The sequence below is a fragment of the Methanosarcina flavescens genome (assembly GCF_001304615.2).
Classification (GTDB): domain Archaea; phylum Halobacteriota; class Methanosarcinia; order Methanosarcinales; family Methanosarcinaceae; genus Methanosarcina; species Methanosarcina flavescens.
This window is the reverse complement of sequence record NZ_CP032683.1, coordinates 3,073,933-3,093,180: the sequence shown is the minus strand read 5'-3', so window position 1 is coordinate 3,093,180 and position 19,248 is coordinate 3,073,933. Positions and strand designations below refer to the sequence as shown.

At 41.2% G+C, this 19,248-nt stretch carries 14 protein-coding genes; 5 read left to right on the top strand and 9 right to left on the bottom strand.

Features of this window, described 5'->3' with window-relative positions:
- Positions 1–127 precede the first annotated feature (127 nt).
- From AOB57_RS13525 to AOB57_RS13515, 3 genes are all read right to left on the bottom strand, one after another.
- Entirely contained in the window at positions 128–2,227 is a 2,100-nt protein-coding gene (locus AOB57_RS13525) for a sensor histidine kinase (protein ID WP_226999528.1), read from the bottom strand.
- Positions 2,228–2,517: 290 nt separating this feature from the next.
- Positions 2,518–3,369, bottom strand: a complete 852-nt coding sequence (locus AOB57_RS13520) for a DUF1638 domain-containing protein (RefSeq protein ID WP_054299561.1) — start codon at positions 3,367–3,369, stop codon at positions 2,518–2,520.
- 94 nt (positions 3,370–3,463) lie between these two features.
- On the bottom strand, positions 3,464–3,703 hold the full coding sequence (locus tag AOB57_RS13515) for a hypothetical protein (protein ID WP_054299560.1): 240 nt from the start codon (positions 3,701–3,703) through the stop codon (positions 3,464–3,466).
- 610 nt (positions 3,704–4,313) lie between these two features.
- On the opposite strand from AOB57_RS13515, the gene AOB57_RS13510 reads away from it, so the two are divergent.
- The gene (locus AOB57_RS13510) at positions 4,314–5,039 is read left to right on the top strand and encodes a fasciclin domain-containing protein (protein ID WP_226999527.1); all 726 of its coding nucleotides are present in this window, start codon (positions 4,314–4,316) and stop codon (positions 5,037–5,039) included.
- Positions 5,040–5,299: 260 nt separating this feature from the next.
- Here the strand turns inward: AOB57_RS13510 and AOB57_RS13505 are convergent, their stop codons facing one another.
- From AOB57_RS13505 to AOB57_RS13495, 3 genes are all read right to left on the bottom strand, one after another.
- On the bottom strand, positions 5,300–5,740 hold the full coding sequence (locus AOB57_RS13505) for a pyridoxamine 5'-phosphate oxidase family protein (protein ID WP_054299558.1): 441 nt from the start codon (positions 5,738–5,740) through the stop codon (positions 5,300–5,302).
- Positions 5,741–6,300: 560 nt separating this feature from the next.
- Entirely contained in the window at positions 6,301–7,290 is a 990-nt protein-coding gene (locus AOB57_RS13500; RefSeq protein ID WP_054299557.1) for a GAF domain-containing protein, read from the bottom strand.
- Between the two features lie 372 nt (positions 7,291–7,662).
- Positions 7,663–8,394 (bottom strand): carotenoid biosynthesis protein, encoded by a 732-nt coding sequence (locus tag AOB57_RS13495; protein ID WP_226999526.1) that lies wholly within the window; start codon positions 8,392–8,394, stop codon positions 7,663–7,665.
- Between the two features lie 351 nt (positions 8,395–8,745).
- Here AOB57_RS13495 and glgP point away from each other — a divergent pair, with 351 nt between their 5' ends.
- Positions 8,746–10,422, top strand: a complete 1,677-nt coding sequence (glgP, locus tag AOB57_RS13490) for an alpha-glucan family phosphorylase (RefSeq protein WP_054299555.1) — start codon at positions 8,746–8,748, stop codon at positions 10,420–10,422.
- 737 nt (positions 10,423–11,159) lie between these two features.
- On the top strand, positions 11,160–13,064 hold the full coding sequence (locus AOB57_RS13485; RefSeq protein WP_226999525.1) for a DNA/RNA non-specific endonuclease: 1,905 nt from the start codon (positions 11,160–11,162) through the stop codon (positions 13,062–13,064).
- 394 nt (positions 13,065–13,458) lie between these two features.
- Here AOB57_RS13485 and AOB57_RS13480 read toward each other — a convergent pair whose 3' ends face one another.
- Positions 13,459–16,368, bottom strand: a complete 2,910-nt coding sequence (locus AOB57_RS13480) for a PGF-pre-PGF domain-containing protein (RefSeq protein WP_054299553.1) — start codon at positions 16,366–16,368, stop codon at positions 13,459–13,461.
- A 526-nt stretch (positions 16,369–16,894) separates the two neighbouring features.
- On the opposite strand from AOB57_RS13480, the gene AOB57_RS14715 reads away from it, so the two are divergent.
- Both AOB57_RS14715 and AOB57_RS13475 read left to right on the top strand, forming a co-directional pair.
- Complete coding sequence (locus tag AOB57_RS14715; RefSeq protein ID WP_226999524.1) at positions 16,895–17,122, top strand: hypothetical protein; 228 nt, start codon at positions 16,895–16,897, stop codon at positions 17,120–17,122.
- Between the two features lie 8 nt (positions 17,123–17,130).
- Positions 17,131–17,769, top strand: a complete 639-nt coding sequence (locus AOB57_RS13475; RefSeq protein ID WP_226999523.1) for a CPBP family glutamic-type intramembrane protease — start codon at positions 17,131–17,133, stop codon at positions 17,767–17,769.
- Between the two features lie 140 nt (positions 17,770–17,909).
- Here AOB57_RS13475 and AOB57_RS14710 read toward each other — a convergent pair whose 3' ends face one another.
- Positions 17,910–18,134, bottom strand: a complete 225-nt coding sequence (locus AOB57_RS14710; RefSeq protein ID WP_264371752.1) for a tetratricopeptide repeat protein — start codon at positions 18,132–18,134, stop codon at positions 17,910–17,912.
- A gap of 87 nt (positions 18,135–18,221) precedes the next feature.
- The gene (locus AOB57_RS13470; RefSeq protein ID WP_226999522.1) at positions 18,222–19,103 is read right to left on the bottom strand and encodes a tetratricopeptide repeat protein; all 882 of its coding nucleotides are present in this window, start codon (positions 19,101–19,103) and stop codon (positions 18,222–18,224) included.
- Positions 19,104–19,248: the final 145 nt, after the last annotated feature.

The window sequence follows — 19,248 nt, the reverse complement described above, 5'->3', positions numbered from 1 at the left end:
AGTTCAAGCACCTGCAGGACATAACTCACCTGCTGGCAAAAAGATAAACAGTTTCAGTTTTTCCAGTTACCTTCTATTTTAACCTGCATCTTTCCTGCCTTTTATTCTAGTCCGCTTATACGTTCAGTCATTCGATCCTGTTTTTATTAATCCGTATTTTTCCACTACAGTCTCTCTTGCCTTCTATAGGAATTGCGAAAGCAAAGGTGCTTCCCTCTCCAGGATTGCTCCTGAACCATACATACCCGCCATGTAACTTGACAATCTGCTTAACCAGCGAAAGTCCCAGTCCGGTCCCCTCGTATTTTTTAGACAAAAAGGAATCAACCTGGCTGAAGGGCTTGAAAAGTTTGCTCTGATCTTCTGGTTTAACGCCAATTCCTGTGTCGCAGACTGTTATTTCCACCATTTCCCCTTTTCTTCTCGCTCCTATTTTTATATGCCCGTTTTCATAGGAGAATTTTATAGCGTTATCCACGAGGTTATACATTACCTGAGCGAATCTGGCTTCATCTGCACAGATGGTGGCAAGGTCGCTATCTATATCGATTTCAATTTGAATATTTTTTTTATCGGCTATGGGAGACACAAGGCTTTTTATTGTGTTAATCTTGCTTGCGAGCTCAAACTGTTTATAATTCAGCTCCATCTTTCCTGCTTCTACTTTTGAAAGATCCAGGATGCTATTTATCAGACTAAGAAGATGTTTTCCGCTCTTAGAGATATTCCCTACAGATTTTAGTTGCCTTTCATTCAATTCACCGTATACCTGTTCATACAGCAGGTCAGCGAATCCTATTATCGAATTAAGCGGAGTTCTCAGTTCGTGGCTCATATTTGCTAGGAACTCACTCTTGGTACGGTTTGCAGCTTCTGCGATTTGCTTTTCCTTAAGGAGTGTCTCTGCAGCTTTATTTTCCGTAATATCTCTACAGGTTTCGAGGACTCCTATTATTTTTCCGTTATCTTCGGTTACAGGGGTCGCCTGAACCAACCAGACCCTGCTGTCCATAGAAGTAAATTCTACTGATTTTTTTTTGCCTTCTACGAAAATTTGCTCAAGCTCCAGGGAGTCGGACAACGGGCTACTTGTACCGGAAATATCCTTAAGGGACATTCCAACTGCCTTTTGAAGTTCCGTGTTCATATATTCAAGGGCAGCTTTATTTGCCCAGATGATCTTATGTTGAGGATTTATGAAAATAACCAGTTCATTTAGGGAGTCAAGAAGGACTTTTTTTTCCCGTTCCTGCGCTTTTAATTCCTGTTCTGCAAGATTAATTTCATTTAACATCCCGTTAATCTCTTTTGAAAGGCGATAGAGCTCATCATTGTCTTTAAGATGCAGGTTTCTGGAAAAATCCTTATCCGACCTGATCCGAGTAACGAAATCGTCAATTTGTATTATTCTTGAGACGAACAGCCTGTCAAGTGCAAATTTAACTCCTATGCCTGTCATAAGTCCGGTTAGTAAAAGGAAAAAATACATATTATCCAGGATTCTCTCGCCATTTGAATAGAGCCTTCTGGGGAAATCTGCTTTAATAATAAGGGCAGGCTTGCCTGAAATATCTTCTAATTCGAAGAAACCTGCTATTCTCTCATCGTTTTCAGGTATAATGATGGGTCTATCTGGAAAATCCGAAAAGCTTTTAATCTGTGATCTGACGTCAGCAGGCAATTCTTCATAAGTTCTGTACATTGTAAGGGAATAACAGGTAGCATCTTCGAAAGAAGCCAGAAGTGCCTCATCAAAATATTTTCCGAAAATCAAAGTGCCTCTCACAGGTCCCTTTGAATTTGACGTAAGGATTGGATGACAGGCAATAAACATAGGGCTTTCTTCGAGTAATACAAAACCGCTTATGGTTTCATTTTCTGTCCTTGTGAGAAGAGTTCCGTCTTCTACCAGGCTAAGAAGCTCCTCCGGAAACTTGGTTCTTTTTGAGGTATTAGCATCTATTGATTTTGCGTAAACCACATCTCCGGATTCGTTTACAAAAAGTGTCACATGAAGCTTGATTCCTGCAAGGGTCTGGTCTTGTAGGTTTTTATATATATATTCCAGATTCCTGTCTTTGATAAATTTATATGTATCATCCCAGCATGCCCAATCATGTGCCGTACGATCAATGTATCTCTGTTCAGTTGAAATCGCATTCTGTATTCTCTCTACATTCTCCAGTGTGTCCACCTGTTCAAGTTCCAGAAAGTTAGAACGCTGCATGCTATAGGTGAGAGTAAAGGCAGCTGTAAGAACAGCAAAAATTAAAAGGGTTACTAAAAGAACCTTTTTACTGATATCTATTCTGGACACCCCAAAGAGTCTAGATACTAGAAAGAGTTCGAAAGTAATATATTAGTATATTAAAAAGATGAATAAGTATATAAATTTTAGCAGTCACTTCAGGCAACTTGAGACCAATTAAAGCCTGTTCCTCTTATTTTTACCCTGCTACTCCTTCAAAAGAGCTAATTTGAATTTAAACAGGTTTTCAATATAAATCAGCTTCGTTACTATTTTCCAGCTATACCATTCCGGGCGTTCAGATAAGACTGTTCGGTAATCTCTACATTTCCTTTGAGATTTACAACTCTCATGTCAAAAGTGCAGGCAAATTCTTTAACATTTATATCAAATTCCGGATCATTCAAAATCCCACTGTCAATTTTTGCAGCCAGGCAATAGAGTGGATTCTTCAGGTAATGTTTGTTAAAATCCCGGTTCCTGGTCTCCTTCTCCAGCCGCTTCCAGCTTGAGGCCCACATAGGAGTCAGGTAAATTGTTCCCATTTCCCTGAATTCTGCCATTGTTCTGGCATAAGCCTCATTTCCTCCGAGTGCCAAACTGATGCAGTCTTCTACGGTTTCCCCATTTTTGTCTTTGAGGAAAAAAAGAGGACATTGGAGATCTGCCAGGTCTTCTTCCAGTTCTCCAAGTGCATGCCCACAGGTGCCGTAAAAAACCAGGATCCTATCCGAGAAAGGAGCCATCTCACGAATATTCCTGTGCACCTCTGTCTTCAAAACCTCAAGGTCAGTATGAAGGTCCAGGCTTAGCAGATTCACAACAACGCTTATTTCTTCCCCGAGTTTCCTTTTCCTGCAAAGCTTTTCTAAAAACGGAAAACATGAAAAAAGCTTTGCAGAAATTCCAAAACCAGGGCTGAATTGACCCTGAAGGATCATTGGGACACGGTCAAGGAAAACCTGCCTTGGAGTGCAGTTCCTTGCTCTGAGCTTACGAAGAAAACCTGAGCTATTCCGGTTTTCCACGACAATTAACTGCTTTAACTCTCGATCTTTTGATAATACATGTACAAGCTCATCTTCGAGCATTCCGCAGGCAACTATACTCAGTACAGGCATATTCAGGATATTCTGAAAATTGCTGCTATAACCTATTGTATATTATGGAATTATATTTGTAGTTCATTACAGTATTGCATTTATTTCTGATTCCTTATTTCTTTTTGCCGGTCTGCTTTTGTTTGTTTTTTCTTGAATTTCCAGGGAGTTTTTTATCAGGAGTGACTCCGTAATACCTTGTCCTTGCTGCTCCCCAGATGCAGCCGTTTTTCCCGAAGATTTTCAATTCGATATTCTGGATAGCTTTGCAAAGTTTATTTCCCTCTCTTGCACCCTTGCAGACTATACAGTACTTTTCACAAAAAACAGGAGGCTTTTCCTTATTTTCCACCATTTCGACACTTCCGGCAATATTCTTCTCGTGTCCAGATACTTACGCGTGCTCATTAAGATATTATCTGCAGGCTATAATTAATTTGTGCAGTACAGATTTATATATTTAAGCGTCAGAATTGTGTATTGAAGGTCGGATTTGTGTATTTTAGTAACTCTCAGGAAACAGGCAATTACAATTCTTTAAGTAAAGCAGGGAAAACTTTGAGGTTTTGCGTAATATAAGGGATCCAGATGAACTTTTTTGAGATTCTGAGAAAACGCCGCATGTAATCATAATCTTTTAAAAAATTTTGTAACCAATCAATGAATAACAAATGCTACTTTTTGTAAAAGGTACAGGTAAATCGGCATTTCAATTTATAAATTTCCTTCAGATTAGCCGCTCCGAACTGTGACCCGATAAGCAGGGTTTTCTGAACGTATTTAAGGCTTTTAATATCTCAATGACAGAATGTTAGCCTTATCGGGCTGCATGAAAATTAATCTTCGGTGGCTCTACTATCTTCACTTTTACAGATGCTTTCCTGCAAAAACAGATAAGATTATATAAAAAGAAAATATAATGAAATATAAAAATTTCATCATAAGTATATCTTTTAAATATATATTTGGGGGGAAGAGATATTAGGAAATCTGGAATTCTTGCAGTTTTACTTTTAGCAGGAATGCTATTTATTTCCGGCTGTTCAGAAGATGCTCAGGACAATGAGACCGGTCTCGTGGAGGAAGGCGTAGCTCCGGCAGAAGGTGCAACCCCTGCTGCAATGGAAGAAGTCACGGAACCAGAAGTTGAAGCTAAGGGAGAAGGGTTAATATCCAGTCACGAAGAAGACTTCCTTACTGGAGGGGGAGAAGTCACAATTCCGGGCGAAGGGGAGCCCGAACAGGACAATGAAACCTTTGCTGAAGACCGGGCTCAGGGAAATAATCAAACAATTATTCAGGCTGCAGAAGGAGTGGGATATACTACATTTGCTTCACTTGTGAGGGATGCAGGGCTTGAGGATACACTTAATAAAGGAGGTTACTACACGGTTTTCGCTCCTACTGACATAGCTTTTGATAGCCTTCCAGAAGGCATGCTTGATGACCTTCGTAATGACAGGGAGAAATTAAACCGTTTACTGACCTATCATGCAGTCAGTGGGGAATACAGGGCTCATGCTCTTGAAAACATGAATTCTCTTACTTCCCTGGGGACCGGAGAGATCGCTGTGAATGCCACTGCTGACGGAATAATGATAGAAAGTGCAACCATTGTAGAGCTTGACATCACTGCAGAAAATGGAGTTATCCACGGAATTGATCAGGTAATGATTCCTGAAGGAATCTGAAAATAAGAAGCCGGGATTGGAAACAAAACGACATACATTTTTGCTCCTTTCATCTTTTTTTACTCCATTTTCAAATTTTCACCCTGCCGACCAGCTTCTATTCTGTTTACCGGTCAGCTTCTTATTCCTCTCTGCTATTCACAAATACTAAGACAGTTGCGCAGGAGGTATTTTAGTGCCTCCTGCAAGAACGTAAAATGATCTTATTAGGGTATTAACGATTATTTTGAACAGTTTTTTTGCGAAATTAAACATGGGTCTCAGAGATTAACCTGCTCTCTGTGCCCGAACTCAACGCTGTAATCCAGGTAATATATGACTTCTGGCTCGATTTTTATCATGATACTATCCGGGTCTGGTGGCATGTCTGCAGCAACCGGAAATTTGGCTGCCAAGATTTCCCCGATTTCTCGCAATTCTTCTTCATTCGTAATTATTGATGCCTTGCCTTCAACCTGAAGAGCCTGTATATCAAACCAATCGGGGTCATCCTCATCTACGGTATATGCCACATAAGGATTCTGCATAATATTCTGGACTTTTCGGGTGTTTTTGTTGGTTGTCACATATACAACCGCGCCTTCGGATATGTATGCCATTGTATGAGCCATTGGCCTGCCCTGCGGGCTTACTGTTGCAAGGTTCAGGTAGTAATGGTTTGAAAGGTATTCATAAATCTTATCTTTAAGATCTTCTGCCATAATCCCCACCAAAATTTTATAACTTTCAATGAAACCCCGTTTGATTGGGTTCTTTACACCGGGTTTGCCAGGCTGCTACAATTCCGAGCAATACTACCTGACCCGTGATATATTTACCAATCCATGAAGCAATTTTTCCAGTTGTCCTGGTTCTTTAGTCCTGTACTATAAAAGGGAAAATTATACTATTCTGTCTTTCCCCCCATACAATTTATAGGGACAAAATTTATAAATTTTACTTATATCTTCAGTCAGCAGGAATATCAATAATTATAACTTCGTAATTCTCTAGTGGATAAAACAGGAAAATAGTGAACTCCGACTGAAGGAAATTACCTGATAATCTCTATGCTTATATCAGTTATATTTTTAAGTTTCTTTGTTTTATTCAATTAAGTAGACCATTATTCCTTTTGGGGCATGCTTCAAAAAAGAATCAAGGATAATTAAAAGAGAATTAAATGTCAATTAAAAAGGATAGCTGTTATTAAAAAGATTAAGATTTATCAAATAAGGCTAATGTCTTTCGAAAAAGCTGAACGGTTAAATAGTGTTCTTCTTTAAAACTTTTTCTCCTTTATACATTCTTTCAGTTTCTCTTCAAGGCGGATACGGGAGATAAAGGCTCCAAATTGGATCGCAATGGTTTCGATAACAGTGCGCACGCTATCCGGAAACTCGTATTCGAGGCTTGAGGCAAGATAAAAAGCTGCGATAATTTTTTCTCCTGATCTTATCGGGATAATTGCGGCAGCCCTGAGGTTTTCATGCCTTAGTGCATCATCTCTCGAGGTAAGAAGAAGGTCTATATGCTGTTTGTAAACAGGCTGCCCTATCATAACAAGTCTGGTGTTCGGCGAATTCGCACTATAATGGGAGCCATACTCAACAAAATTAGGTGAAAGCCCGCGGTGAACAGCAAGCGCCATATCTCCAGTTTTTTCGTCTATTAGATAAACGCCTCCGGCATTGATTTCATCTATTTGAAGGCAGGAGTCCAGCAGTTTCTCAAGGGTCTCGTTCAGGGAGCTGGAAGTACTGAGGGCAATGCCAAGGTCTCTCTGAATGTAGAGCAGTTTTTCTTTTCTCTTTCGCTCAGTAATATCCAGAATTATTCCCTTAAGGTACTTTACAACCCCATTCTCATCAGCTTCAATAAACGTTCTTTCATCAACCCAGCGTACTTCTCCTGATTTTGTCAGGATGCGGTACTCCTGGGAAAAATCCACATAATCCTCATCAATCCTTCTTAAGAGTTCTCTTTCAACCCTTCCCAGATCATCAGGATGTACAATATTGCCATAAAGGAGTTTTCCGGATGTAAATTCTTCTACAGCGTATCCAAATTGCTTTATATTTTCTGATACAAACTCGGCAGGCCAGTACTTCTCCGGTCTCCAGAGGAAAACTGTCACAGGAACCTTATTGATTACTGATATCAGCTCCTTTGCCATTTCCAGAGCATTGCTTAAAGCTACCTCGTTAAGGTATTTACAGGCTTTTTGCCTGCCATTCCCATTCCTGGCCGAGTTCGAAAACGCTTTAGACATTTTATTCTCCGTATTTTAAAAAACTTTTCAAAGGAAGCCCTGAGAAAGTTTCGCATATTTACATTTTTTGCTTCTCAAACATAGAAGTACGCAATAAATTAAAAAGTTTGTGATTTGAGTTTTTAAAAGGATCAGAATGCAGAGGCTTGGAAGCTAAAATCTAGCAAGAGAAGATATGAGAAGGAATCTGTGACAAAAATAGACAATTAAAGAAAAATATATAAATAAAATTGGAATTTACTGGTTTTTAAAAAGTAAAAATATAATTATCAGGTCTTTTTAAAAGTATTATATTCCTTTCCTGCTACTGCCTGTATCTTCAGGAACCATAGCATTCGACCGATACCAGTTATTTAGGGCATTTCGATGAAGTCAAAGCGCTATTATGCACATAACTATACTTACCACTAGCAGAAAAGGTGGGTCTAGGATAGCGCTTGAGACTAATCCTGCTATCAGGAAATAAGCATGAAATCCGAGAGGCACAAGAAAGACAAATGTAGCCTGGGGCTGAGTCGAGACTTCTGGGCGTAATACTAAAATCAATAGCAGAGCGCTTCCTAAAACTGCAATGATAGTAGCATAATGTATCAATTCATTGGGAATGTTGGTAATTAGCTCGTTGGTAATAAGCACACCCGTGGTGCCGCAGAAAATAGCTCCTGCAGGGAAGAACCAGCGTCCCCAGAAGCTAGGGAGCTTTGATAGCAATCGAAGGCTTGCTGAAAATGAGAACACAACCCAGAACCATGCCCAGAAGTTATTGTAAGGAACGCCGAAGTACTGATAATCAAGACCTCCTCCCCAATCCCACATGCCCAGGCGGATGGCTATTGCGTCCACGGATAGGTCGATGTTCAGGGCCGTCAGACCATCGAGCACAGGTTGTGCCCATTCTGGAAGGTTGGTTTTATCGGAAAAGGAGCGAACGCTATAAATAATAGTTCCCCATGCCACCCCAATGACTACAGGGACAGACCCGAGCATTACCAGAAAGCTTCCGTATTCGTAAGCATTGAGCTGCTGGATTGTAGCCCATTCCAGAAGCAAGCCGAAGAACACCCGGCAAGAAGTTGCCAGGCTACCCAGAAACCTCGTTGACATGCATTTTGCAGACAGACCAGAAAGAAAACTAAAGCCAGAGTCTCGAAGGTAAGAAAGTACAGGTTTATCAGGGGCATACGCATTAAACAAAAAATAAGAGTAACATAAATAACCGTAGATAATTTTTATATTTCTTTTTATCAAATATTGTAATAAGCTTCATTCATTGTAATATTTATCACAGTTTTCATATATTATAAGTTACTATGGTATGTTATGAATATTTTAAGAAGCTTTCGGTTTAATTGGCAAAACTTAAAACTTTTTATAGTAGTACATTTGGGATTATCTTAATGTAACCGATGATATTTTTAGATAAACTTATAAAAATTAAGAGCGGAGTTTGAATATATGGACGATCTTCAAGGAGTGTTGAAAGGACAGAAGATTGCTTATTTTTCTATGGAAATAGGGCTTAGCAGTGAAATTCCGACTTATGCGGGAGGATTAGGTGTACTTGCAGGAGATACTATTCGCTCGGCCGCAGACCTGAACATTCCGCTGGTAGCAGTAACGCTGGTTAGCAATAAAGGTTATTTCAGGCAGATTCTTGATCCGTTTGGAAATCAGATAGAACATACCGAAGAGTGGAACCCTGCCCGTTTCATGACGCTTCTGGCAGAAGAGGTTAGCGTTAAAATCCAGAACCGGGACGTTAAAATTAAAGCCTGGCTGTATAATTGCAAAAGCCTTACAGGAGGCTGCGTACCCATAATATTCCTTGATACTGATGTCGAGGGAAACGAATGGGAAGACCGTAGAATTACGGACTTTCTTTATGGGGGAGACCAGCGCTACAGGCTAAAGCAAGAAATAGTACTCGGTATAGGGGGAGTACGGATGCTTGAGACCCTGGGTTTCACAGTCCGGAAGTACCATATGAATGAAGGACATTCTAGCTTGCTTGCCCTGGAACTCCTGAAGCGCAATGGCACGGACCCTGTGAAGGTTAAGGAACTATGCATTTTTACCACGCATACTCCTGTAGAAGCCGGGCACGACAAATTTGATTACGGGCTTGTAGAAGAACTTATTCAAGATAAAAATGATGTGGATATCCTCAGAAGATTTGGAGGAGCAGATCGTTTCAACACAAGTCTTTTTGCTCTTAACCTGTCGAACTATATCAATGGAGTTACGAAAAGGCACAGCCGTGTCTCAAAAGAACTCTTCCCTGGCTACCAGATCCAGGCGATCACAAACGGCATCCACTCATATACCTGGACTTCTCCTTATTTCAGGAAATTATATGACCGCTATCTGCCCGGCTGGGCAAATGAGCCTGAACTTCTGGTGAGGGTAGACGGAATCCCAGACAGTGAGATATGGGAAGCTCACTGGAACGCAAAAAAAGCCCTTATTGATGAGGTTAACCGGAGGACAGGCGTGGGTATGGACTATAAGGCTCTGACGATCGGCTTTGCACGGCGCATGACTGCATATAAGCGTGCGACCCTTGTCCTATCCGATCTTGATATGCTCAGGAAAATAAACCAACGAGGCAAAATTCAGCTTATTTTTGCAGGCAAGGCCCATCCTCGTGACGAGGCAGGGAAGCAGATTATCCGCGAGATCTTCAAAAGCATGGAAATCCTGAGAGAAGACATAAAAATTGCCTTTCTAGAAAACTACAATATGGATCTTGCCGCAAAAATGGTTTCCGGAGTCGATCTCTGGCTGAACACCCCAACCCGCCCCTACGAAGCTTCCGGCACAAGTGGTATGAAGGCTGCCCATAATGGTGTTGTAAATTTCAGTGTACTTGACGGCTGGTGGATAGAAGGCTGGATAGAAGGTGTGACAGGCTGGGCAATGGGCCCACAGCCCGATGAAAAGCTTTCCGAAGAAGAAGCAAGAGCAGCCGAACTTAGCGACCTTTACAATAAGCTGTATTACATCATAGTTCCCATGTATTACGAACGCAGGGATGATTGGGTTAGACTGATAAATAATTCCATAGCCATGATAGCTTATTACTTCAATAGCCACAGGATGATGCGGCGTTATGTGACACATGCATATTTGTAAACGTACCCTATAGTTTCAAAAGGTAAGTACCGTATAGTTTCAAAGGTAGGTACCACATAATTTCAAAAGGTAGGGATCTGACAGTTTTCGAGGGATTAATTAAATCAAACTTTTATTTCAGCCGCCGAACGGAAGCCAGACAGCCCGTAAGAAGGGGAAGGTAAAAGTACTCCTCCTAAGGATTGTTCGGTTTGAATTTGCGAGGGTTTCTCTAAAGATCAGGCGAGTTCAGTGACTGTTTTTTACGACAAAGATGGCTTCAATAAGCACTTTTCAAACTTATTGATATTACAATTTTTTAGAAACTCGTGCTGAAACCAGGCAATAATTCATAGCCAGATGACCAAATGTATTCCTAAAGACCTATCATAATAATTAAAATAGTAAAATGATTACTCTACCTCATACTTCCTTTATAACTATTCAACTATTTTTTTTCTGCATTCCTGATCTGGGGCATATAGAGGTTTCTGGGTATATGAAAGGTAGTGCAGTTCCCATTCTGGGAACACATATCTAGACAATAGCCTAAAAGAAACAAATCTTTTATACTTATCTATATCTCGAAATAATTATATTCATGGTTTATAATATTTTATTTAAATATGGCAATGGTAATATAATTTAGATAATATATCATGTAATAAGTAATTTAATACTCAGATTATATTAACAGATCATCTTAGATTCAAAATCGGCTCCTTAAAATTATAATTATTTTAAATTGTGGGATATGATTGGGGGAAAATATGTTTAAAAATGCCCGAAAAGAAGACCAACAGAGAAAAGCCTCTGAAAGGTATTATAGCCGGCAGAAAGCTGCTGAAGCGGAGGGACCGCGCAAGAGATTCAGACGTGAAATCATCAGGCCCTTGAAAGAGGCACAACCCATAGAGAAGCGCCTGATCTTTCTTAAACCAGATGATGGACTTGCCCTGGAGAGGATAATGGGAAAGAGCGATCTTGTCGGCATCTCCTATCTAGAACTTGGATTGCTCGCTGCCAGACCAGTTTGCAGGATTCAGGTCGTGAATCCCTTAGGCAGACCAGAGGGTTATGGCACTGGCTTTCTTGTCGGCCCAAATCTGCTTCTGACGAATAACCATGTACTCTATACAGCAGAGCTGGCAAGGAAGAGTTTTGCCGAGTTCGAATTTGAACAGGATATAAACGGTCGACGAAAGGTATCCAAATCCTTCGACCTGCGACCCGACGAAATTTTCGTCACCGATCCGGAAATGGACTTCACACTTGTATCCGTGGCTCCAGTTTCCACAGAAGGGACAGAGCTTACCGATTATGGGTTACTGCGCCTCGTGGAGGCCACAGGCAAGGTCCAAATCGGCGAATATGTCTCCATCATTCAGCATCCTGAGGGTGGTCTCAAGCAATGCTGCCTGCGGGAGAACGAGGTTGTAGATATCTTCGATAGCTGGCTGCACTATGTAACTGACACTCAACCCGGAGCCTCAGGCTCTCCCATATTCAATGATCAGTGGCTGGTTGTGGGCCTGCACCACTCAGGAGTGCCGATGAGAGATGCCCAGGGAAACATCCTCAAGATAGATGGTCACCTCTATCGAGAAGGCATTGATGATCCCAGCACCATAGCCTGGGTGGCCAATGAGGGCGTGCGCATCAGCCGCATTTTCCAGGCACTGGAATCACGCAGCGAGAACGAGCCAATGGTGGCTGAAGCTTTGCGCAGGCTTCGCAGCCATGGCACTGGTCCAGTTGGACCTGCGATCATAACCGCCCCAGAACCCATTCCCAGCATAGCAACGGAGCTGGGAGAACTGCCCGTGGAACATTACCGCCTGGCAGATGGTTACGACCCCGATTTCCTTGGTTCTTTGCACCATCTGCCCCTTCCAAGGTTGGCTGATAATCTCCGGTCCAAAGTCGCAAAACTCAAGGACGGGAGCGAGATTCTTACCTACCTGCACTTCTCAATTGTGATGAATGTTGATCGAAGGCTGGCATTCTACACCGCGGTAAATATTGACGGCAAGAAACTGGAGAATATCAAACGCGGTCGCGACAAATGGTATTTTGATCCTCGTCTTGACCTGAAGTATCAGGCTGGACCCAAATTGTATGAAGGCAATCCACTTGACCGTGGACATCTGGTTCGCAGGCTGGATCCCTGCTGGGGACCAAATGCCAAGGAAGCTGGAGAGGATACGTTCCATTTTACGAACTGCGCGCCTCAGCATGGGCGCCTCAACCAGCGTGATTGGCTCGAAGTAGAAGATTACATACTGAAGACCGCAGATAATGCCGATGCGAAGATATCAGTATTCACCGGTCCCGTCTTCCGTGAAGATGATATGATTTACCGCAATGAGTACCTCCTGCCTGCCGACTTCTGGAAAGTGGTGGCATTCGTCAATAAAAATGGAAAGCTCAGCGCCACTGCCTACCTGCGCACGCAGAAGAATTATCTGGAGAGCATGGAGTTCTTCGACGATGAGTTCAAGACATGGCAAGCGCCGATAGCGCTGGTTGAGTCACTTACTGGCATATCATTCGATTTGCCTGCGGATGCCGATCCTATGGCACGGGCAGCAGCCGGAAAGGGTCTGAGAAGTCAGATGAGCAATATCCGGAGGATTCACTCTGCTGCGGACATAATGCTCTGATACGGTTGCTTGATGGTTGTCGCCTCGGATTAGATATGAAGCACAATCTTGCCATGAGTTGAAAGGGCTCAAGCCAATAAGTCATTTTTTTGTGTGTTGGCTTCACTTCATTTTGCAGGCAAGCTCAATAAATAAAGAATTAAACAATACTGAACTAAGCAACACTATCTATTGCCGCTGAACTAACCTCAGAAGTGAGATTTTCTTCCGAGAAAACATCTCTTTGTCTGATACAGTAATAAAACCAGAAATGATAAATTTCTTAAGCAGATTTTGAAAACAGGACTCTGACAAGCTTAAATAACTTAAAAATGATTAGTTAAATAGTAAAATTAGACAGCAGGATTAATTATCCTTGCAATCTAATTCAAACTGTTTCATTTTATTTGCTTTCTCATACACCAAATCCTGCAAGCAGCCCAATAATACAGTAAGTCCATTCAAATCCAGGAATGCCTGTGATTTTTTCCTTCTTCCCAGGAGCGTGTCCAACATCTGCTGCTATATTCGGTGTGTGATATTCTGGATTTTCCGTTTCAGGCTCAGGCAGAATTTCAAACAAATTCTCTTTTGCTGTGAGCTTGCCTGTTATTGCAAAAGGTGAAAATCCAGGGGTCTCGGTTGTGAAATACAGGTATCTGTTATCTTCTCTGAGCAAGGTAGCTGGAAGTTCACTCCATTTTTTGTCATCGTACCTGTTAAGGGTAATTGAAGTTTTGTCAACGCCTTTCTCCTGAATCCAGGATTTGTCAACTTTGAAACATATGACTGCATTTTCTAGATTTTCTTCATCACTTCCATATCCACCATTTCCTACCCAGATATTAAGGTAATCACAGACTTCGCCTTCGGGTATGTAGGGTGTAAGTGTGGATTTATCTCTCAACATCTCAACAATAGCAGTTGTCCTGCCAGCCGTCTTCTTTGCATCAAAGCTTAAATAAACAATAGCAGTAACGTTCTTTGGGAACTCAAACCTTACAGGCTTTCCGCCTGCAACGTAAGCCTGGGAAAGTTCCTTTACTTTTATATTCTTTGCAGGTTCAGGGGAACCACCCCCACCTCCGCCGCTACTGCTTCTTCCTCCGCCTGAACTATCACTTCCAAACGCGGTTATTGTAGCTGTTTTTGAAGAGCTTCTATCGATATTGTTCACTGTCAGGTTAACGTTATAGGTTCCTGCTGAAAAATACGTATGTACTGGATTTTGCTCGGATGAAACATTTCCGTCTCCAAAGTCCCATTTCCATGCAGCCGGAGATCCTGTACTGGTGTCATTAAACTGAACCGTTAACGGAATAACTCCGTTCGTTACATTTGAGCAGAAATCAGATGAAGGGGGCTGTGGCAATACTGTTATGTAATCTACTTTCTTTATAGAGTTTGATCCTATGCTGTTTGCTGCGGTCAATGTAACTGAGTAGTTTCCGGCTTTCGAATACTCATGAGTTGGGTTCTGGGATGCTGACTTATTCCCGTCCCCGAAATCCCATGACCAGGTTGCTGGAAGTCCGGTTGATGCATCATTGAAAGTCACAGTCAAAGGTCTGGGTCCGGTTGTGCAATCACTGGTGAAATCCGGAACCGGAGCAGCAGCCTGTACAACCGTGATTTTCTTGAGCATGAAATCCGTGGAAACATCATTTGATACCATTAGATTAGCCGTGTAAATACCGGGTGATATATATGTGTGAGTAATATTTGTAACACTGCTTGCAGGCGAATCATCCCCAAAATCAAGAAGTCCGGTTGTATGGTTTATACTGTAATCTGTAAACGTCACATTTTCCCCGGCAAATATACTATTTGCAGAAACAGTGAAATTTGCAGTCACATTCGAAAACCTGGGCACCTGTTTCCAGGATGAGTTCCCAAGATCTCCCATATGATAAAATACTCCGCCATTTTGACTGGTATAGTTCAGGATTGATTCCAGCCTTGCTGTTGAGATCTGGTATGGTCCGGTGACATTAGGAGTAATCGCATGTCCAAACAGTACCAGCACGCTTCCGGTTTTTATTGCATAGTCGATTCCGTTTTCTATAGACTGCAGGTTGGCACCAACAGCCTGGTCGTCAATCTCGACGCCATACAGAAGCTGGGTATCGTCCCAATTATAGTAAGCGCCTGTTGTTTCATTTATATTGCCGTTTACTAATGTAGGGGTTCTCGTCCTTAACGTCCGGAAATAAGGAGCTATTGTTGCATCAGTAACTGCATTTCTGCTTGAATAAGGATATGCGAAGGTATAAATCGGATAGCCATAACGGGTAATTTCTACAATATTAGGGAATATCTCCTGATCTAGCCATGTTGCAGGAGTATTATTACTTAAAAACCTAACTGAGTCTTTATGATTGTACCCGTGCAGAGCTACTTCCCATCCTGCTGAATACAGTGCTTCCAGTTCTTCTAACTCACGGGCAGCCTCAGCCCGGGTACTTACTGCATTTACATTAATCGTGCACGTGGCATTATACTTCTGGAAAATATCTAAATATCGATAACAGGATTGAATATGCCCTGAATCGTCCCAGGATAGAGCAATGCCTCCTGGTCTTAAATGCTGTATACTGCGGAGGTCATTTGCGTATAAATCTAATATCTCGGACGAATTTAGTGTTCGGTTATATAAATGAAAAGCATATACTGTCCCGTTTAGCCCGTATGTATTGTCGGAGGAGGATCCTATTGTCCAGTTCTCGGTTATATAGCTCGGACCTAAAGCCTCTGCTGCATAATCTACCCCTCGCCCGTTAGCAAGTCCATTGATGTATAATTGAGCATGAGACCCATTATATGTGACAATAGCTTCATAATCTTTGTTGGGCTGTATACGGGTCCCACTTGAGGCGTGAATAGGATGACCATCGGCATAAACACTGTATGTCAGCATGGAATTTGTATGGTCAATGCTGATCCTGAACGCAGTATTTCCTTTGGAAACCAGATATGTATTGCGAGCCGGGTTGCTGGAATTATAACGGAAGAATACCCCAAATGTAATATGCGGATCAGTAAATGCCAGTTGATCATTGTTGGGTATTGTTATTCTGCTTTGTCCGTTGAAATGTCTGGCTGTCCCCCCTGTTGATAGAATAAAGGTTGTAGTGCCGTTGTTTATACCATCATTTCCGTGCCCCGAATTGTCAATTATGGTATTTCCATTATCTTCAGTCCAGTTATAATGTACAAGTCGGCCTGTATCTGCATGTGCAGTGCTAACCAGATTTATTAAAAATATAAAAAATAATACATATTTTACACATGTTTTTACATATGTTTTAAAACTGTGGTATCCCATTTGTCAGACCTCTTTAACGAAGACAATACTAATTTTTTCCTTTTTATCAGGTCTAAAGCCTCTTTTTTTCATTGTGGTGCAAAGCCTCCTTGTTCAATCATTAAGCAAGAATTTCCTCTTTTTAACTGGTTATAACTTCATTTTTATTCTTATACTGTTCTCTGTACGAGCATTTCGAAAGTTTTGCCCGATTGATAAACAATATAAATATTATTAATCAGAGGTATTAGAACTTAATAATATTTGTAGCTAAGTTAACTATGCCTATAACGTTCTAAAAAAATTGTCGTACTAAAAATCAACATAATTTTATTGGATATACAATAGAAAAAATTATATTCCCTCGGGTAAAAGCACTTGCATTAAGCTGGCTAATGTTATTGTAACTGCTGCTAATATGAAAAACACGAAAAATCCGTTTAGTGAGCTTGGTAGAATGAGAGAACGCGGATATTAGTGCAATTAAGTTTTAATTGGGAAATGTTTCGCAATAAAAATTTTAAACTTGCTTAATGGGGAGATTTATTTGGATAGAAAAGTTTTTCGTAATACCGTCATATTTATTATTCTTGTTCTTCTCAGTGGTTGGATAGGTGTTCTTGTAGACTCTACTCTTCCCGAGCAACCAGATGGTGATTCTCCTGGCATGGGGATATGGTTGGTATCGCCTATGTTGATTGCAGTTGTAATCACTATATTCTCTAAGACAGCTGGAAAGATTTCGGTTTCAAGCCTAATATCAAAGGAAACATAAAATGGTACTTGATTGCTGCTTTGATTTTTCCTGTTGTAACAGCATTTGTTCTGATAATCGGAGTTACAGCAAAGTGGATTGACTTATCAACCTTCGACCTCAGGACTCTAACCATAGTTTTTTCCAGTACCCTATTATTTAATTTTATTAAAAATATTTTTGACGGTGCCCCTTTACATAGTTATCTAACTTCTCAACTATTAAAATTAAATCTTAATGATTGGAAAATATATCTCATTGTTGGCGGTACTTGGGGAATCTGGCATCTTCCATACTATCTTGTCTTTTTACCTGAAACCGATCTCCAGACAGTATTACCGGGCAGCCGAGCTACAATTACCGTTTTCATGATTATAACAATGGTATGCTGGGCAGTGATGTTTATTGAGCTTTACAGGGTAACAAAATCGATCTGGTCGGGCGTTGTGTTACATATGGTAGAGGATTCGCTAATAAATCCTTTAATTATATCAGGTTTTATTAATGTTGTAGCAGGAAAAGAGATTCTTATTTCCCCAATCATTGGAATTGTCACTACAATTCTTTATTTGTTAATCGGACTTGGGATAAGAACTTATAGATTACAGTCAAACAAAACGCTTCTAGTTGACGGAGAATCAGTGAATAAAAAATCAGTTAATGGGTAATAATATTTTGTTAATTTAATGCGTTATTTTTGTCTTTGTGAATTAAGGGGGTAATTTCTTCCTTTAATTTTGTTTATTTGAAATCCTTTATCTAAAAGAGGCAGAAACAAAATCTATGAGATGAGTATTCTTTTTACTTTTCAATTCCTGGAAAATTCACCTTTCCCCAAAGCCAGGCTTTTAGCCTTCACGAGGGCTGTTTCAGCCTTTGCTTTGGCTCCCTTGCTCTCCCACAGAGCAGCTGCGATCTTAAAAGCGTTTTCCGCACCCTTCGGATTGTCAAGCTTAAGAAAAACCCTTCCTTTTTCATACCAGGCATCTGGAAAATCCGGTTTTTGTCGGGTTGCTTTTTCAAATGCGTGCAGGGCTGCTTTTTCCGAACCGGTTTCGAAAAATACTTTTCCCCTGAGATGCCAGGCCTCTGCATTCCCGGGTTTCTCCTCAAGGGCTTTCTAAAAAGCCTCCCCGGATTTCTCAAGCTCTCCGAGCTTTAAATGCAGTTTGCCTTTCTCGAACCAGATGCCTGCATCCTCAGGATTCTTTTCCAGAGCTTTTTCAAATTCCCTCAACTCTTCTTCGCACTGGCGCATCCGGGCAAGCACGGCGTCTTTTCCTTTCCAGGCGTTTTTCTGTACCGGGTTCAGGAAGATAGATTTCTCGAAAGCTTCAAATGCCTGCCTGAAACGTTCGAGCTTCAAGGATACAAATCCTTTATTGGTCCAGAGACCCGGATGATTCTGATTTATCAGTGAAGCTCTCTCAAATGTTTCAAGAGCCTCTTCATAGCGTTTGAGTTTCAATAGGGTATTTCCTTTATGAAAAAGGGCTGGAAAATGCCTGGGATTTTCGGAAAGAGTCGTATCGAAAGCCTCAAGTGCGAGCCTGAGCCTGCCCTGCCTGTAAAGAACCACTCCTTCCTCATAGAGACTCTCTGCGCGTTCCTGGCAGTTTTCTCCCGGAATTTCATCTTCAGGGTGATTTTTCCAAAGCCTGATTTCCGAGAGATACCTGAAATCCGGGGATTCTTCAGAGTCAGGTCTAGCATCAAGGTATATAAATTCCTCTTTCGGCATAAAAGCCTTGCAAATCCATTCGGGCTTAACTTTCCTGTTTGTAATAACACAGTATCCGTTAACATGCTTGGAACAGATCCCACAGCAGTAAATCCGCCTTTCCAGCCGGTACCTGATCTGGTCAAGCTCAGTGGTAACCAGCCCCTCATTCAGCCGCGTTTTGAATGTTTCGTATGGAATATTTTTTATTTTGATATAGACTGTTGAAGGGGCAGGGGGGTCCCATTCTGGAGAATTTAAGGGTTGTTTTCTGCAAATCATATCCTGGTAGGTCTTCTACTTACTTATGTTTTTTTCTTACTGGAATTATGTATCTAAATTTCCGGCATCTCGCAGGTTATATATTTAGCATAGGTTATATAACCAAACTGGGTAAAATCTTTTAATATTGCTCTACATCGGGGGT

Bases quoted from the DNA above. Each gene is read 5' to 3' on its own strand.
- AOB57_RS13525 (WP_226999528.1), bottom strand. From the start codon at position 2,227: ATGCAGCGTTCTAACTTTCTGGAACTTGAACAGGTGGACACACTGGAG.
- AOB57_RS13520 (WP_054299561.1), bottom strand. From the start codon at position 3,369: ATGCCTGTACTGAGTATAGTTGCCTGCGGAATGCTCGAAGATGAGCTT.
- AOB57_RS13515 (WP_054299560.1), bottom strand. From the start codon at position 3,703: ATGGTGGAAAATAAGGAAAAGCCTCCTGTTTTTTGTGAAAAGTACTGT.
- AOB57_RS13505 (WP_054299558.1), bottom strand. From the start codon at position 5,740: ATGGCAGAAGATCTTAAAGATAAGATTTATGAATACCTTTCAAACCAT.
- AOB57_RS13500 (WP_054299557.1), bottom strand. From the start codon at position 7,290: ATGTCTAAAGCGTTTTCGAACTCGGCCAGGAATGGGAATGGCAGGCAA.
- AOB57_RS13495 (WP_226999526.1), bottom strand. From the start codon at position 8,394: ATGTCAACGAGGTTTCTGGGTAGCCTGGCAACTTCTTGCCGGGTGTTC.
- glgP (WP_054299555.1), top strand. From the start codon at position 8,746: ATGGACGATCTTCAAGGAGTGTTGAAAGGACAGAAGATTGCTTATTTT.
- AOB57_RS13480 (WP_054299553.1), bottom strand. From the start codon at position 16,368: ATGGGATACCACAGTTTTAAAACATATGTAAAAACATGTGTAAAATAT.
- AOB57_RS13470 (WP_226999522.1), bottom strand. From the start codon at position 19,103: ATGATTTGCAGAAAACAACCCTTAAATTCTCCAGAATGGGACCCCCCT.